The organism is Anaerohalosphaera lusitana, assembly GCF_002007645.1.
GTDB classification, from domain to species: domain Bacteria; phylum Planctomycetota; class Phycisphaerae; order Sedimentisphaerales; family Anaerohalosphaeraceae; genus Anaerohalosphaera; species Anaerohalosphaera lusitana.
Map to the genome: position 1 here is coordinate 1,773,437 of NZ_CP019791.1, position 15,466 is coordinate 1,788,902.

General features: G+C 49.8%; 11 protein-coding genes. 3 read left to right on the forward strand and 8 right to left on the reverse strand.

Features of this window, described 5'->3' with window-relative positions; genetic code table 11:
- Positions 1 to 56 precede the first annotated feature (56 nt).
- From hisD to STSP2_RS07385, 6 genes are all read right to left on the reverse strand, one after another.
- The gene (gene hisD / locus STSP2_RS07360; RefSeq protein ID WP_146661303.1) at positions 57 to 1,370 is read right to left on the reverse strand and encodes a histidinol dehydrogenase; all 1,314 of its coding nucleotides are present in this window, start codon (positions 1,368 to 1,370) and stop codon (positions 57 to 59) included.
- Between the two features lie 10 nt (positions 1,371 to 1,380).
- Positions 1,381 to 2,295 carry a hypothetical protein gene (locus tag STSP2_RS07365; protein ID WP_146661305.1) on the reverse strand — a complete coding sequence of 305 codons (915 nt, stop codon included), beginning with the start codon at positions 2,293 to 2,295 and terminating at the stop codon, positions 1,381 to 1,383.
- Between the two features lies 1 nt (position 2,296).
- Entirely contained in the window at positions 2,297 to 2,821 is a 525-nt protein-coding gene (locus STSP2_RS07370) for an LOG family protein (RefSeq protein ID WP_146661307.1), read from the reverse strand.
- Positions 2,822 to 2,834: 13 nt separating this feature from the next.
- Positions 2,835 to 4,322 (reverse strand): arylsulfotransferase family protein, encoded by a 1,488-nt coding sequence (locus tag STSP2_RS07375; protein ID WP_146661309.1) that lies wholly within the window; start codon positions 4,320 to 4,322, stop codon positions 2,835 to 2,837.
- A 164-nt stretch (positions 4,323 to 4,486) separates the two neighbouring features.
- Positions 4,487 to 6,079 (reverse strand): arylsulfotransferase family protein, encoded by a 1,593-nt coding sequence (locus STSP2_RS07380; protein ID WP_146661311.1) that lies wholly within the window; start codon positions 6,077 to 6,079, stop codon positions 4,487 to 4,489.
- A 28-nt stretch (positions 6,080 to 6,107) separates the two neighbouring features.
- Positions 6,108 to 8,060, reverse strand: a complete 1,953-nt coding sequence (locus STSP2_RS07385) for an aconitate hydratase (protein ID WP_146661313.1) — start codon at positions 8,058 to 8,060, stop codon at positions 6,108 to 6,110.
- Positions 8,061 to 8,286: 226 nt separating this feature from the next.
- Here STSP2_RS07385 and STSP2_RS07390 point away from each other — a divergent pair, with 226 nt between their 5' ends.
- Positions 8,287 to 9,798: a lipopolysaccharide biosynthesis protein gene (locus tag STSP2_RS07390; RefSeq protein ID WP_146661315.1), complete on the forward strand. Its 1,512-nt coding sequence runs from the start codon at positions 8,287 to 8,289 to the stop codon at positions 9,796 to 9,798.
- Between the two features lie 2 nt (positions 9,799 to 9,800).
- Here STSP2_RS07390 and STSP2_RS07395 read toward each other — a convergent pair whose 3' ends face one another.
- Positions 9,801 to 11,378, reverse strand: coding sequence for an alkaline phosphatase family protein (locus STSP2_RS07395; RefSeq protein ID WP_146661316.1), 1,578 nt, complete (start codon positions 11,376 to 11,378; stop codon positions 9,801 to 9,803).
- Between the two features lie 183 nt (positions 11,379 to 11,561).
- On the opposite strand from STSP2_RS07395, the gene STSP2_RS07400 reads away from it, so the two are divergent.
- The gene (locus tag STSP2_RS07400; protein ID WP_146661318.1) at positions 11,562 to 12,233 is read left to right on the forward strand and encodes a class I SAM-dependent methyltransferase; all 672 of its coding nucleotides are present in this window, start codon (positions 11,562 to 11,564) and stop codon (positions 12,231 to 12,233) included.
- An 86-nt stretch (positions 12,234 to 12,319) separates the two neighbouring features.
- Here STSP2_RS07400 and STSP2_RS07405 read toward each other — a convergent pair whose 3' ends face one another.
- On the reverse strand, positions 12,320 to 13,288 hold the full coding sequence (locus STSP2_RS07405; protein WP_146661320.1) for a type II secretion system protein: 969 nt from the start codon (positions 13,286 to 13,288) through the stop codon (positions 12,320 to 12,322).
- Positions 13,289 to 13,965: 677 nt separating this feature from the next.
- Between STSP2_RS07405 and STSP2_RS07410 the strand changes: the two genes are divergently transcribed.
- Positions 13,966 to 15,393, forward strand: coding sequence for a UTP--glucose-1-phosphate uridylyltransferase (locus STSP2_RS07410; RefSeq protein ID WP_146661322.1), 1,428 nt, complete (start codon positions 13,966 to 13,968; stop codon positions 15,391 to 15,393).
- The last annotated feature ends 73 nt before the right edge of the window (positions 15,394 to 15,466 follow it).

A 15,466-nucleotide genomic window follows, 5' to 3' on the forward strand; every position in this document is an offset into this window, starting at 1 on the left:
TATTTTCTGTTTATGTGAAGGGCTGCTTCAGCATGCAAAACTGTTGGATAGTTAGCTTATTTGCCTTCAAGACGGATTTTTACGCTCTTGGCGTGTGCATCGAGGCCTTCAGTCATCGCCAGTCGGACGATATCGTCCGCATTTTCAGCTAACTTTTTCTGATCGTACTCGATTATGCTGGTCGATTTCACGAAGTCGTTGCTGCTGAGGGCACTGAAAAACTTCGCACTTGTGCCGGTCGGCAGGGTGTGGCTCGGGCCTGCCCAGTAATCACCGACCGCTACCGGGGTATATGGGCCAATGAAGATTGCGCCGGCGTTATCGATCCGGTCAGCGACTTCCCTGCTTTTGCCGCCGCACTGTATCTGCAGATGCTCAGCCGCGAAGTCGTTGGTATGCTCGATCACCTGTTCCATGCTGTCAAAAACGGCTACCCCGCTGTATTCTTTGAGGCATCGGATCGTGTCCTCGCTGCGGTCGAGTTTTTCAACCTGTTCGCTCAGGCTCTCGAGCACCGCGTGGCCCATTCGCTGCGAATCAGTGAAAACTATCGCGCTGCCCGGAGCATGTTCGGCCTGGCTGAGCATGTCGGCTGCGACCCAGTCCGGGTTGGCGTCTTTATTCGCGACCACCAGAACCTCGCTTGGACCGGCAATCGAATCGATATCGACCCGCAGTCCGAAGACCATCCGTTTTGCAAGCTGAACCCACGTACTGCCCGGCCCGACGATCTTGTAAACCCGTTCAATAGTATCCGTTCCGTAGGCCAGAGCAGCCACCGCATGAGCCCCGCCCAGCTTGTAAACCTCTGTTACGCCTATCTCATGGCATGCGGCAAGTATCACCGGGTGAATGTTGCCCTTGTACCTGGGCGGGCTGACGACGGCAATTTCCTTAACACCGGCCACCTGTGCCGGCACAGCGGTCATGATCACCGTCGACGGCAGGGGGGCAGACGCGCCAGGGACGCAAACACCAACTCGCGAGATGGGGGTGTACTTGATGCCCGGGTGGCTGTTCTTGTCGCCTACGAATATTTCCGACTGGTACTTACGTACGTTGTCTATTGACTGCCGGATCGCCTTAAGTAGGTCGCCGTCGATGCTGCTGTGAGCCGCTTTAAGCTCTTCGGCCGTAACGCGGAAGTCCGCGGGCATGAGATCGGCTCCGTCGAACCTGCTGCCGAATTCCTGAAGGGCGTCATCGCCTCGATCCTTGACCTGTTTGATTATATTGTCCAGAGCCCCGTGCCGGTCATCTCCGTCTGGCCAGTATGCTGCGTCGAGTATCGCGCCCCGCAGATTCTCGATTTTCTGTTCGAAATTCTGTTCAGATGAAAGTAACAGTATGTCTTCAAAGTTGCACTTCACTGATCAACTCCTATCTGCTGAAATTGCCGTTATTGTATACACGTGTCGCTCGCTGCGGCAGCAGGAAATATTCTCCGTTGAATTTGGTCACTATTCCAGCCACCTTCCATCGCAGCTTCACCGGCCTGTCGCCCATGTGCCTCTGCATCCTCTCGAGAGCCCTGCACGGGAGCAGTTCGAAGTCAAGATCTGCCACGTTTCTGCCCAGCGCATCCACCTCAAAAATGTACCGTTTGCCCTGCTTGCGAACAACGCCTGTGCGATTGATAAGCATCATATCGCCTTCAACATCGACCGTTTTCTTGGCCTTGGCAAGGTCCACGATCTTTTTGGGCTTGAGCGCCTTGCGTATCTCATCCGGCAGGATCGAATCATCATCGCCCGGATCCGTCTTTTCATTGTCTTTGGTCGTTGATTCTTCAGCATTACTTTCGGCAGGTTCATCTGAGGACAACGGCAGAAAATACACTGGGAAAAGATAGTTTTCGCGTCTTGCAGCCTGGGTCCTTTGCGGTTTTCTCGAATCATATCCCGTATAGGTTCGCTGATTCTTTTTCACTGGGAACGCATAGTTTGCGGTCCTGGCCCAGAGACGGACGTCGATCTCATCTGTTTTGTCCTGGTTCGCGATAATCCGCTGTAACGTACTCGATGGGAGCAGTCTCAGAGAATCACCCGCATAAAGTTCGCCGCGCGGTCCTTCGATCTTTTCATCAGTGACGAATACCCATTTCCTCGCGTCTTCATCGACCGGTTTCACGCTGCCTTCAATGCCCTTGAACAGGTAGCCCTCCTTGAAAAGATCGGGTACAAGGCTGTTCGGATCAGACTTGCTGTCCGATTCCTCCACGGCCAATATGTCCCCGCACGGAGCCCACAGACACAGGCAAAACATCAGGATCAGTATTTTCGAAACTAAACGCATACTATATCAATATCCGATTAATAATTTCCACAGCTTCATCCGGATCGGCCGCGAAGCTCAGGCATTTGTCGCATTTTTCATCCTGCTGTTTCATCAGCTCGACCAGCGGTTTCCAGAACTCGCCCAGTATTATAACAGGTTTGTCCGCCGCAAAGAACCTCTTATTCTTAAGTTCCCATACCTCCGCAAGCTCCAGAAGCGTACCTGTTCCGCCCGGCAGAACAACATAAGCCTCACCAAGCTGCACCAGCTTGCGCAGTCGGCCCTCCAGAGCGTCCGTCGGTATCTCCTGCGTCACGAATTCGTTGGCTGAACTCTTGAACGCGGTGCATGTAACTCCGATAACTTTCCCGCCCATGCTCGCCGCGCCGCGGGCCGCTGCGTACATCGTGCCGTCATATCCGCCGTTCGCGATCGTATAGCCGTTTTTTGCAAGCAGAGTACCAAGAGCCTCAGCCAGTTCAAATTCTGAATCGCCGGGCCGTGCCTTGCTGGTGCCGAAAACTGTTACTATTATTTCGCTCATAATATGGCTAGCCCTAATTTGTCTCGCTCATGTTTTTTTCGATCTGTGATCGTATTTCCGGATCGGTGATCCGCATCATCCTGTAAATGACAGGTCTTTTATTCTTGATTTGAAGCGGATTGATAAAGCTCCACACAATTTCGCCTCTTTCGGTTACTTCAAACACATGACTTTTGTGGCTTTCCGTAATCAGAGTATTGCCGTTGGGAAGCCGCTGGCATCCGCCTGCTCGGCCGGAAAAGAAAGACATATTACCTTGTGAATTATAGGACCATAAGATCTCCTTCGATCCAGGGCCAATTTCCAATATCCGACTGTAACCCAAGACGGTCCCGTTGTCAAAAATCAGAACATTTCCATTTTTCAGAGCAGTGGGGTGGTGCTGCCTGCATATCGTCCCCGGCCCCCAGCTCCAGACCACAGTCTTTGTCGAAGGCCGATAAACACAGACCAGGTCCAGCTCACGAATGGAAAGCAGGAAATCGCCTTTTTGACCCAACTCCGGCAAATCGCGTTCAAGCACCTGGATCGAATTCGAATGCATCAGATCAAAACCGGTATCATTACCGAAAGCATATCCATTCTTCAATTTCGAAGACACCAGTCGCAGCATGTTGACAGGATTTAAAAACCATAAATAGTTGCTAGCAAGTTTGCGAACCGGTATGCGTTCTTTGATGGAATGCAGATACCTGTATTCTTTCAAAGTCTTCCCATTCGCGTCAAGCTCAACGACTGTATCCTCCAGTATGGGAAAAGGTATGCCAGAAACAAAAATTACGCTGTCTTCTCTGGACATTGCGAAAATATGCTTGCCCTCCGACACAAAAAAATCGTGATGTGGCCGTAAGTCATTATTATCCCAGATAAGGTTGCTATCCCAATCAAACTTGCTCATGCCTTTTTCATATGCGATCGCAAGCAGATCGCCCGTCTCGGTCAACTCTGCATATTCCCAGAAGGTGGGCAAATCCTCCTCTGTTGTCCAGCGGTGAACCAGTTCACCTTCCATATCGTACAAATATGCGACCTCATCAAAGCCCCAAACCTTGCTCGCAGTGAGATTAGGCCCTTGATACGACTTTTCCGGTTTGTTTATGATGACACCGGTGGTGCTGCCATCGTTTTTGGCCCAGTCCAGATATGGCATGGACAAGAGTTTTTGTCTGTCCCGTTGGGTTTTTCCAGCCTGCTCTGCACCACTGGGATCCTGCCCAGTCATGAGCTTGTTTACAAAAAAGCCAAGAACGATCAATCCAACAGCCGATGCCGCTAGAAGAAACCTGTGCCCAAGTAATGCTGTTTGTTTATTAGAGGAGGTCAGCGAATAACAAAACAGTATAGCGGCGATTAGAAGCGTGTAGACACAAAGATCAAACAGAACTATAAAAGTCAACGCAGCCCCAAGAATCGCGCTCGCATATGCCAGAAATCCAAACCCAACCCCTCCGGCCAACAGCCTCACACTCCACAGTCGCGATTTGGATTTAGCTGCTTTCATGTTCTTGGCCTTGTCGGCTATTGGTTCATTTCGTAAAAATTCGACCGTCAGCTTCACGACATAATCACTCAGCCGCTGAATGCGATTGAGGATTAAACATCATAATGCCGGGTACTTCTCTGAGAATATCTTTAGCGACGTGCGGCAGATATACACATTCAATCTTACAATGAAAGGAGATTTTCAATGCGATCCGCATCCAGTCGTATCATTCTATAGACGATAGGAAGCTTGCCGTCAACCAGAACCGGGTAATGAAACTCCCACACGATTTCCCCCTCGGGAGATACTTCAAAAACACGACTTCGGTCACTCTCAGTAATTAGAGTGTTGCCGTTCGCCAGACGCTGGTTGGCACCTTTTCTAGGCGAAAAGAAGTCCTCGCCGCCACCCTCATTGTAACTCCAGATGATTTCGCTGGTTGATGGGTCCAGCTCGAGTATTCTGCTGAAACCATTACGGATACCGTTGTCAAAGATCAGCATGTTACCATTCGGTATGACAGTGGGGTGATGCTGTCGGCAAACCTCGCCTCGTCCCCATTCCCAGGTAAACTCGTTGACTTCAGGATCATAGACAGCGATCAGGTCGAGCTCACGCAGTGACAGGAGTATTTGGCTCTTTTTACCAAGCCCGTCGACATCGTGTTCGAGAACCTCGATTGAGTTTGCATGCATCATGTCATAAACAGTGCCGGTTTCCAGAGCATATCCCCATTTGATCTTGCGAAGGAGCATCTTTGCAATTCTGACCGGATCGAACATCTCTCTCACTGCTTCTCTCAAGCGTCTTTGCGGGAAGTACTCTTTGGCCTGCGACGTGAAAAACATTCTGTCCACGATTTCGCCATCATCGGAAAGAACAGCTATGTAGTCTTCAAGTATGGGCACGGGTATGCCGTTGATCATTACAACGTTGTCTTTTCGGGCGATCGTAAATGTTCTTCCGTCACTGCTCCTGTACATATCATGGTGCGGCCTGAATTGATCGTTTTTCCATTTAACACGTGAATCCCAGGTCAAATCCATCAAGCAGTCATCATTGTTGAGCAGCAGCAATGAGTTTTCTTCTGTAAGCTGCGCATACGACCATGGAGTCTCATATTCTTCATCCACTACCCAGCGGTGAACGATCTCGCCTTGCATATCAAAAAGAAAAGCCGCCTCCGGCGAATTCGCCACCCTGTGCGCCGTTAAATTATAGCCCGGCATCACTCTGTCTTTCTCATAGACAGTTATTGTTTGCCTGTCTTCTGAAACGTCCTCGGCCCAGTCCACATAGGGCATGGAAAGCAGAGCCTGCGTACGGTCCTGCTGATCATCTGCCGGCTTGCCTGTTTTGTCGGCTGGCAGCAGTAAGATTACCAGCACGAGCAACACATGCAGTGCCATTACAGCCAGTCCAAAGGGTCTTTTGGGTTTTCGAAAGTAAATAGCCGTCAATGCGAATATGATCAAGGCCGCTGTCACTTTAACGGCCACACGTAGAAGGCTTTGTGCATCCTGCATGAGTTGGTTTATCGCCCAGCGGTCGACAAGGACCAGCAACAGGGCAAGAACGATGACCCAGCCGGCAAATGCCTTGCTGACTTTCGTCTTTTTAGCGACGAATCCTGCCAGAGCAGCTATAGCAGAAATGCCAAACAGATACACGCAGGCATTTACGAGCAGAATGTACGTAACAGGCATCTGCAGCAGCGCCGCGCCGTAACCAGCAAGTGCCGCTGCAAAGCCGGCAAGTAAGAGTTTCTTCGCCATTGAAAGCCTCGTCTAATTAGAAGGGCGGCTATGCATTTTTCGTATAACTCAGCAATCCACCCGCGAGCAGTATGTCGCGGTCACGTTGGGACAGTTCCAGTTTGCCGTTGAATTTCGTGCCGCTGGTTTTGTCAACGATCTCAACCGTATCCTTGTCCTTTACAGCATCTCGCAGATTCTCGATTACCAGCTCGTCGGACTCGGCCACCTTGTCGTAGTCGGCCTCGTCTGCGAACACGATAGGCACGATAGCGAAATTGATCAGGTTCGCTTTATGTATTCGCTCGATGCTCTTTGCCAGCACCGCTCGCACGCCCAAATACATCGGGCACAGTGCGGCATGCTCTCGGCTCGATCCCTGGCCATAGCTCTGTCCACCGACTATTACCGACCCGACATCTTTTGCTTTGAGCTCCAGCGATTTTTGTGCAAACGTCTTCTCGCCTTCTTCGTTAAAGCAGTTGAACACGTACTTCGAATACTCAGGCACGTTCGAGCGGTATTTAAGGAATACGCCCGCAGGCATGATGTGGTCGGTTGTGATCTTGTCGCCGCACTTGAGCACTACCTGGCCGTTCAGCGTGTCCGGCAACTGTTTTGGCGATTCGGGTACGACGATCGTAGGACCGCGAAGAACCTCGGCTATTTTGGCTTCTTCTTCACTGAGAGGTGGCACGATCATACTGTCGTCAATGTCGAAATGCTCGGGCATGTCAACGTCCGGATATTCGATATCGAGAGAACGCGGGTCAGTAAACTTGCCTGTCAGCGCACACGCCACAGCCGTCTCCGGACTCACCAGGTAGGACTGATCACCCTTCGTTCCCGTTCGGCCTGCAAAGTTGCGGTTGAACGTTCTCACGCTGACAACATCGTTGGCAGGGGAGAAACCCTGGCCGATACAAGGGCCGCAGCCCGTTTCGAGTATTCGCGCGCCTGCTGTGATCAGATCGGACAGCGCTCCGTTTTCCGCGAGCATGTTAAGGACCTGTCTGCTGCCGGGCGCAACGCCGAATTCGATCATCGGATCGATCTGTCGGCCCTTGAGCACCTTCGCAGCCATCATTAGATCGGCATAGCTGGAATTCGTACAGCTTCCTACCAGCACCTGGCCCACCTCACCGCCTGCCAGATCAGCTATCGTGCAAGTGTTATCCGGCGACGAGGGACATGCTGCCATCGGCTCAACCTGCGAAAGATCGATTTCGATTACGCGGTCGTATTCCGCATCCGCATCGGCCGTCAACGGCTGGAAGTCCGCTTCACGCTCCTGTGCGGCGAGGAATGCCTTAGTATTATCGTCACTCGGGAAAACGCTGGTCGTAACGCCTAGCTCCGCGCCCATGTTCGTTATAGTAGCTCGCTGAGGCACGGTCAGCGTCTCAACGCCCGGCCCGAAATATTCTACTACGCAGCCGACGTTGCCCTTGGTGCTGAGAATGCTGAGCAGCTTCAGGATGACGTCCTTGCTCGCGACCCAGTCGTTCAGCCTGCCGGTCAGTTTTACGCCGATAACCTTAGGCGCGGTGATGTAGAAAGGACCGCCGCCCATCGCAACCGCGACGTCCATTCCGCCCGCACCCATCGCCAGCATACCGATACCGCCGCCGGTAGGGGTGTGGCTGTCGCTTCCCAGCAGCGTGGCGCCGGGCTTTCCGAAACGCTCCAGATGAACCTGATGACAGATGCCGTTGCCCGCACGTGAGTGATACGCGCCGGATTTCGTCGCCACTGTCTGCAGATACAGGTGATCGTTGTGGTTTTCCGGCCCGAACTGAGCCATGTTGTGATCAATATAGCTGATCGACATGTCTGTTTTGACTCTGCCGATTCCCATCGACTCGAACAGCAGAAATGCGGTAGTTCCCGTCGCATCCTGCGTCAGTGTCTGGTCGATCCTGATGCCGATAGCGTTACCCTGCTTCAGTTCGCCGTCAACGAGGTGTTTTTCCAGAATTTTGTAAGTAAGGGTTTTTCCCATTTTCGCATTTCTCCTCTGTCTTTTGCATCTATTTTGAGCTTTTAGCCGATGATTTTAACAAAAACGCAAGACAAAACAAACCGCATTTTGCAGAGAAGTTGATTTTCCCTGTCGCATTCGATAAACTTATGCCCCAGCCGATCTTAGCCGATTAAAGATATGGAAGCCGAACCAGTCCAAAGCGGTTTAACCGGCTTGCATTTTAGAGCGTATTCGAGAGAAAAGATTGCAGAATAAAGAGCCAAAACCTCAAAAAGAACACCACGACCTGTTCAAAAAGTCCGCCAAGGGTGTTTTCTGGAAAACTGTTCTGAAGATAAGTACGGAACTGTTATTTGCTGTAAGGCTGGTTATATTCACCCATTTTTTGACTACTGAACAAATGGGTGTTGCCGTAGTCGGTTGGCTGGTCATGGGGGGGCTTGAGATATTTACCAAGACGGGCTTTCAGTCCGCGATTGTTCAAAGGCATGGCGATATCGAGGGCTATCTGGATACAGTATGGACGATCGAGGCGGCCCGTTCTGTCCTATTATATCTGCTGGCCTTCTTAGCGGCTCCTTACGCCGCTGTTTTCCTGTCAGATCCGTCGGTGGCAGATCTTGCAGTAAAGGTTATAAGGGTTTCAGCTATTTGCCTCATTTTTCGCGGCTTTTCCAACGCCGCTGTCATAAAATATACCCGGGAATTGCAGTTCAATAAGCTGTTTCACATTGAAATGTGGGGGCGATTGCTGGGGATATTAGTGGGCGTAGTCCTGGTTTGTGTATATAAATCTGTATGGGGTGTAGTGGCAGGGAGAGTTGCCGAAGAATTCAGCCGCTTTTTGCTAAGTCATATACTGACCAAACGGCGTCCCACATTTGCACTTGTATTCTCAAAGGCATCCGAATTGTGGAAGTTTGGCCGCCATATTTCCGTTGGTATTCTGCTTACTTTCCTTCTGACCCAAGGTGACGACTACTTCGTTGCTGCTTTTCTCGGGCCTGCAGCACTTGGCTTATATCAGGTTGCATACAAGATATCCAATCTGCCTTCTACGGAGATAACCAGGGTTGTGGGGCAGGTCGCGTTTCCTGCCTACTCAAAGATCCAGAATGACATTCCTCGGCTCAGGGATGCATACCTGAAGGTCTTTACTTTGATATCGTTTATATCTGTCCCGGTGTCAGTTTTGATTTTCCTTTTTTCCGAATCTGTAGTCAAAGTTGCGTTCGATGAAGACTGGCAGGCGATTGCGCCTCTTATCAAGGTTTTGGTAGTTTTTGGTTTTGCGCGATCCCTGGGGGCCAGCAGGGGGCCTTTGTATGTCGCAGTCGGAAAACCAAACATCGCCGCAAGACTTCAAATGCTAAACCTGATCGTTTTAGCTGCCGTTATCTATCCGTTGGCACGGACATATGATGTTCTAGGCGTAGCTTTATCCCTGGCTCTTATGCAGACAGTAGCTCAGCCGGTTGGCTTCTGGATGGTCGCCCGAATAACCCAATCTAAACTGGTCGATTGTCTCAAGCCATTGCTCATACCCGTTATCGCTTCAGCGGGAATGCTGTTTTCGGTCGTCCTAATCCGGCTTTTGCCTTTTGAACCTTCTCAGATATGGTTTCTTGCACTTCAGGTGATGAGTGCCTGTGGAACGTACTGTTTTCTAGCATACCTGATTGACAAAAAAAGCAGAAGGCCAGCCTTGACTGCAATTGCCAGGCAACTAATGGATATTAGAGCAAAAAAGCAATAAATTTACAGATAGCCTAGATCTCTAAGCTGCTTTTCCACCGTGTTTTGCTGCTCGTCCTTATAGTTGCTTACTTTTTTGTCAGCATGGTCGACGGAGGTGTATTCAATTTGCAACTCTTCCTTCAATATCTCGGTAACTACCGTGCCATCCATATGTTTCGGTATTTTCTTACCGAGCAGCGCAAGAGCAGTAGGAGCTATATCTACCAGTCTGCAGTTAACTGACTTTCCTTGCTCTATAGCTTCTCCGTTCGCAATGAAAAAGCCGTCCATGGCATGAGTGCCGCCTTGGAGACCATTCCGTATTGCGCTGCGGACGATTCTGGTATCATGCGGGCTCAGACGGGCCTGTACGCCGGTGCAGTATTCGATCACAAGGTCCGGTATGCGATAGTTCGTTGTTTCTTCACCATACACTTCGTCACCCGGTTTCACAGACTCTATGAGCTTCAGGTCTGCGTCAGTTCCAAAGCGTTCAAGCAGTTTGTCTGATATATCCTTTGCCAGTTTTTTCCGGGTCTCTACATCTCCGTTCAGGTAAACCAGGCCAGCCAGATTGCCAAGGCAAAAAGCCCTGGTCGAATCCATATCCAAAAGGTTTCGCAAATGTGTCAATTCTTCGTCCCGAGTGGATCTGGACTGCTGTGATGAAAACAGTTTGCCATAAGCCCTTGCTATCGCTTTGATAGGGGGGACACGGTCCTTGAGCAGTTTCCAGGTGCTTGTTTTTTTTTGGATTGTTAAGTACCCTTCTTCTCTGAGCCATGCGTTGATTGCCAAACTGTGCGAAGCCCGACAAAAACCATGGTCGCTTATAACAAAAACTGTCGTATTTTCTCCTGCAGACTTTACCAACTCGCCAACAAACTTATCACATGCACTGTAAAAAAGAACCAACTCTTCGAATGCCTTTTCACTGAATCCTTCTGCATCCTTGTCAAGTGCGTACCAGAATCTGTGCTGCAGCATGTCGGTGCTCTGGATCTGTATGCTGAGCAAGTCCCAGTCATATTTTTCCATCAGCTTTAGAGCTACTTCGGCCCGGCATTTTTCCGTAGCTGTTGCCATGGAAACCATTTCTTGGATACCAACTCCCTTGCCTCCGGAATCAACGATCTTGTATGATCCGTTCGTAGGCTTAATGAAATCATTGTAAATACTGCTTGGAAATACCGTCTCAGGGTTAAGGTCTGGGCATAAAAGTCCAGGAATGATAACACCATTTACCTCAGGGGCGGGTGAACTGATAGGCATATTGATGCTGATTACCTGCTTGCTGGCATCAGTTAGCAGTTCCCACAAGCTTGGCACGGCAATATCGGAAAAGCTGTTCAGTCGAATTTCATTGTTGCCGGAGTCAAATCTGTGAAAGCCGAATATTCCCGTTTTCCCCGGCAAGCATCCGGTCTGAAAAGATGCCCATGCGGGGGATGTTTCGCAGGGGATGACGCTCGTTGCAGTGCCTTTGCAGCCATTTTCAGCCAAATTGGCAATATTGGGCATGGCCCCAAGGCTGATGAGTTTGTCAGCCACGGTCCATGTAAAGCCATCTAAACCAATGATCAATACTTTCTGCTTCATAGAAATCCGAATTCAAAAAACGAAAAATGTTAATATTGAACGGAATTTTACAATAAACTTTGACGAAATGCACTATATTTACGTTGTGATTCGATCTGAAATGAGAATACGTGTGATTGTTGCAGGTTTGTGGGCATTCCGCCGATACTATCATGGGGAAATTTTTTGCTAGGCAGGATAAATGTGAAAAAGATAAGCAGCACAATAAGAAAAATCAGGCAAAAGTTGCTTGGTGACCCAAAGTACGTGCCAGCCAGATATTGGAAGAAAAGACACGCGAAGTTTGGCTTTGACATGCGGGGAGTCGGCAACAAATCTTATTCTGACGAACAAAATCGGCAGGATTACGCCCAAGCCGAAACAATTGTGCTAGAATTGTGCAGTGAATATGTATCTAACTGGTCTTCTCTCAAGGTCTTGGATATCGGTTGCGGAACTGGTTTCTATACCGAAATGCTCCAAAGACAGGGGGTGAAGAATTACACAGGAATTGACATCAGCGACCAGCTTTTTCCCGAACTCAGGCGGCGTTTCCCTGATTACACATTCAGAAAAACCGATGTTACGTCAGAAGATCTGCCTGACAAGAGCTATAATCTGGTCCTGATGATAGATGTAACACAGCACATCGTCAGTGAGCAGGGATTTGCAAGGGCAATGGAAAATGTAAGATCCCACCTGTCCTCAAACGGGATATTTATTGTGACTTCCTGGCTCGCAGACCAAACGCACAAGCGAACCTATTACGAACTAGCACGATCATTTGACTGTTACACTGAACAGTTTGAGGGTTACAAGATCAGCCAGCCGGTACCGTTCAGAGACAAATACATTTTCGTGGTTAGTAATTCGTAAAACTATATTCAACAAATTCTGCTTATCATAAAAAAAGGCTGAGAGGGGAAAACCTCTCAGCCTTTATCAATTACTGCAATGTAAAACTACTGCGAAGCAATGACATCGTTATTTGCAGGGTTCTCATCAGAGACAAGGACATTGTCCTCTCTGTCATGTGGCAGGAACTTGTCGAAATTATTCAAAACTGGTTGAGCGCTCTGTTCGCCAACACGCTTTGCCCACTCAGTTGTTTCATTAGTGCGGTATTTCATCCAGATGTTGTCCTGGTTTACTCCGACATCTGCGCGTTTGTGGAAGGTTACGTGCATATCGTTGAAGAGCACGTTTTGACCCTCACGCTGGTGGTTACCTGAATTACTGAGAGCTTCAACCCATTTGGGGAGCGATTCCAGATCCTCAACATTGCTGGCTGAGTTAGCCCACGAAAACGTTTTGGACATATAATCTTCGGAAGTTACATCGCCATCTACGGTCAGGGTGCTGTCAGTCCAGGGGTTCTTATCTGCCATAACAGCCATACTTGGATCACTGCTGCCGCTTACTGGGCGAGCACGTCCGCCCGAGGGAGCGTAGGGCAATTGATAAGAATAACTGAGATTGTCATAAGGAGTATCACCGAAATCCCATACTTCGATCAGGTCCACTCCCTCTGCCCTTACTTGTGGGGTTTCGCCCTCAAAGGCCTGTTCATCCGCGCTCTTACAGACAAACACTTTCGTGTCCACATCAGCTTCCTTTACCAGCAGATACAAACTGGACGAAACTGCAACTGCCGCATCGTTTCTTTCGGGCGTCCTGTCAGGAAGCTGCCAACTAGATCTCTTGTGACGCCAGGTGTTATCGGCATCGAAGTGATGCACAGGATACTCGTCATCGTAGTCACTTGCGTATACTGCGACGGCGTTACCCAGGCCGCGGAGGTTTGATCCGCAGACAATTCTTTCGGCCATTCTCTTGACCTTGCCGAGAGCCGGCATCAGTATCGCCATCAGCATAGCGATGATCGCGATAACGACCAGCAGCTCAATTAGTGTAAAACCTTTTTTCTTCATCTTTTTCTCTCCTTAACTTTAGAGAATTACTTTAACGATCGCTCTGTTTAGATCACACATGAATAAGTTCTGTTGTTTCGCCCCTACGCAGGGCATATCACCGGCAAAACCGGCTAATCCAGCGGTTACGCACCGCCAGAGCGATCTCTAGTAAGGTTTTTGAAATGTACGACCACACAAAGCCTACGCAAAACTTCTGCAAACTTACCGGCCTTGTCTGTCAGAGCAGGTGCTCAACTAAGGTCGCATGGTTAGGAGGGTTCAGAAAAAGATATGAAAAGAAAACTTTATATGATTGCTGGTGAATATATGATATAAAAAGTTTCCGAACCTGTCCTTCTATTCCGCTTGTTCTGTTTCTGCTCTAACGCTAAATTAGCACAAATCAAATCATTTTGTCAAGTCAAAATTTCACTCCGGGCGTCTTTACGGCCCATAATTTGTGGTTTCTCTTTACGAAAAACCACATCTAAGTAAATTATAGCCCATACGAGCTTGTTTTTCAACTTTTTACTGTCGTTTTGCCGGTGTTTTTCTGACCAATGTCCAAAAACCACGCATCGGATGGACCATGAATCAGCCTGCAGGTATTTTTGTCAATTCTATCGCTTGAAAATCAGACGGATTCCGTTAATCTATCTGGCTAATTCAGGACGGCATTCATTAAAGGAAAAGATATGTCTGATATTAAAAGCTATGAACAGATCAAAGAATTACTGACTCAGCACGGCCAGCAGCATTTGCTCGCTTTTTACGATGAGCTCGACGAAAAGCAGCAGCAGAAACTGCTCTCCCAGCTCTCAGAGCTCGATTTCGTCCAGATCGATGAATGGGCAGAAAAGTACGTCAAGAACGATTCGCCGATGGAGGTTCCCTCCGAATTCGAGCCCGCGCCTTCGTACCCAGCCGAGCCGGAAGACGACAAACAGGCCGCGACATACAAGCAGGCCGTCGAAAAGGGCGTCAAACTGCTCGAAAACGGCAAAGTAGCAGGCTTCACCGTTGCGGGAGGCCAGGGCACACGGCTTGGCTTCAGCGGCCCTAAGGGCAACTACCCCATCAGCCCGGTCAAGCAGAAAACCCTTTTTCAGCTTTTCGCCGAAACCGTAGCAGCCGCATCAGCAAAATTCGGTGCCGCGATACCCTGGTACATAATGACCAGCCCGCTCAACCATGCTGAAACTGTCGAAACGTTCGAGCAGAGCAGCTATTTCGGCCTCAACCCTGACAACGTCTTCATCTTCCAGCAGGGCACCAACATCAATTTCAGTCTGGACGGCAAAATTCTGCTCGCTGAAAAGGATAAGCTCGCAACCAGCCCCGACGGCCACGGCGGCAGCCTAAAGGCCCTGCACGTCAGCGGCGCGATCGCGGACATGAAAAAACGCGGCGTCGAGTACATCAGCTACTGGCAGGTCGACAACCCGCTCGTCAGGCTGTTCGATCCGCTTTTTATCGGACTGCACGCGAAAAACAACGCAGGAATGTCCTCCAAGGCACTCATAAAAGCCTATCCAACGGAAAAAGTCGGCAATTTCTGCCTCGTCGACGGCAAAGTCACCGTTATCGAATACAGCGACCTCCCCGAAGATGACGCACACAGGCAGAACCCGGACGGATCGCTCGTATTCGAGCTCGGATCGATCGCCATACACATAGTAAGCGTCGATTTCGTCGAAAAGCTCAACGCACATGGTTTCGCTCTGCCGATCCACCGTGCGGTCAAGAAAATCCCCCACATCAACGAAAAGGGCGAAAAGGTCAAGCCCGAAGAGCCCAACGGCGTCAAGCTCGAGACATTCGTCTTCGACGCTCTGCCGCTCGCGGACGAGTCGATCATACTCGAAACTGTACGCGAGGAAGAATTCGCACCCGTCAAGAACGCCGAGGGCACTGATTCGCCGGCCGTCACGAAGCAGATGATGACCGAAAGGGCGGCAAAATGGCTAGAAGCCGCTGGTATCCAAATCCCGCGCAACAGCGAAGGCAAGCCGGACTGCGTCATCGAAATGGCACCGAGCTTTGCGATCTTCCCGGAAGACGTCGAGGCCAAAAAGGCCGCCGTGCCCGATATAAAGCCCGGCGATGAAATTTATCTCGATTAGGCTCTCGTATAGATTGAAAATGGGCCTTTGCTTAACGGCGGGCCCATTTTTATGCGCCGTGTGAAAGTACGTT